Here is a 1,501-nt window from a genome sequence, read left to right as displayed (position 1 = left end):
GACGTCAGCTTGCAGTGGAATGCGCTGATGAAGGCCACGGCCGTCACCGGGGTCGCACCACAGCGGCTCACCGATCACGACTTCGCCACCGCACGCGACGAGATCGTCACCGCCTATGCCCGGCGCGGGATGTCCAGCTCGGGACGGAACATGTCGGCGATCTTCACCCGCTTGCGGCTCACGCTGTTCCACGACGGTCAACTGACCCAGCCCAAGCGACAGGTCGCCAAGGCGCCGGTCACCATGACCGGTTGGAGCGATGCGCCAGAGGAGTTCGCCGACGCCGCGCGCCGCTACATCGCCCAAGTCGAGCTGTCACTGAGCCCGAACACGATCCACGGCATAGACCAGGCTCTGCGCGAGTTCGGGACCTGGATCGGAATGAACCGGCCCGACGTCGCCACCTGCGCCGACCTGACACGTAGCCACATCGAGGACTACAAGCTCTGGCTCGGGGCACGGCACGGTCGCTACACCGGCAAGCCGCTGAAGCGAGTCACGATCAAGAACCGGCTGATCAACCTGCACTGCTTCTTCGACCGGATCACCGAGTGGGGTTACCCCAATCCTCCACAACGGCCACTGCTCTTCACCGGGGACCTCCCGATCATCGACAAGCCGTTGCCCCGCTTCCTCGATGACGCCGCGGCCGCGAAGCTGATGCGCACCAGCCGAGCTGATCCCGACCCGCTGTCGCGGCTCATCGTTGAACTCCTCGCCCGTACCGGGATCCGCAAGGGCGAGCTCCTCGCCCTGAACGTCGACGCCGTCGTCCAGATCGGGTCAGCGTTCTGGCTGCGGATCCCGGTTGGGAAGCTCCACAACGACCGCTACATCCCGTTGCACCCCCAGCTCAAGGAGATGCTCGACGACTGGATCACGAACCACCGGCCGACAGGGCTACGGTCCCAGCGACTCCTGCTGGAGAACAACCGACCCGTCAGCAGCCTTCGGGTATCGACCGCCTTGAGCAGGCTGTCCCACGAAGCCGGCATCGGCCACGTCACAGCCCATCAGCTCCGCCACACCCTGGCCACCCAAGCGATCAACCGCGGCATGAGCATCGATGCCATCGCAGCCCTGCTCGGACACAAGACCCTCGCCATGACAATGATCTACGCCCGGATCGCCGACAAGACCGTCGCTGAGGAGTACTTCAACGTCACCGAGAAAGTCGAAGCCCTCTACGACCAACCCCGGCGACTCGAATCCGACGACGAAGGCAGCGAGATGCGGAAACTACGCGGCGAGATGCACCGCCGCATGCTCGGCAACGGCCACTGCGCCCGACCCGTCGAGACCGACTGCCACTTCGAGTCGATCTGCGAGTCCTGCACCTTCTTCGTCACCACCATCGAGTTCCGACCCACGCTGCAAGCCCAACGCGACGACGCCCAGAGCAAGGGCCAAGTCGCTAGACAGAAGATCTTCGACGGCCTCCTCGAGCGCCTCGACCACGACGCGTCATGACACGGGCCTTGACACGATCACCTGCATAAGT

General features: G+C 64.5%; 1 protein-coding gene. It reads left to right on the top strand.

The window, feature by feature from the left end:
* Positions 1 to 1,470, top strand: a 1,470-nt coding sequence (locus QWJ41_RS20705) for a tyrosine-type recombinase/integrase (protein WP_302710362.1), incomplete at its 5' end; no start/stop codon positions are given.
* Positions 1,471 to 1,501: the final 31 nt, after the last annotated feature.

This window comes from Nocardioides cremeus (assembly GCF_030518195.1).
Lineage (GTDB): Bacteria > Actinomycetota > Actinomycetes > Propionibacteriales > Nocardioidaceae > Nocardioides > Nocardioides cremeus.
Note: the sequence above shows the minus strand (reverse complement) of the source record. Positions and strands in the feature narration are given on the sequence as shown.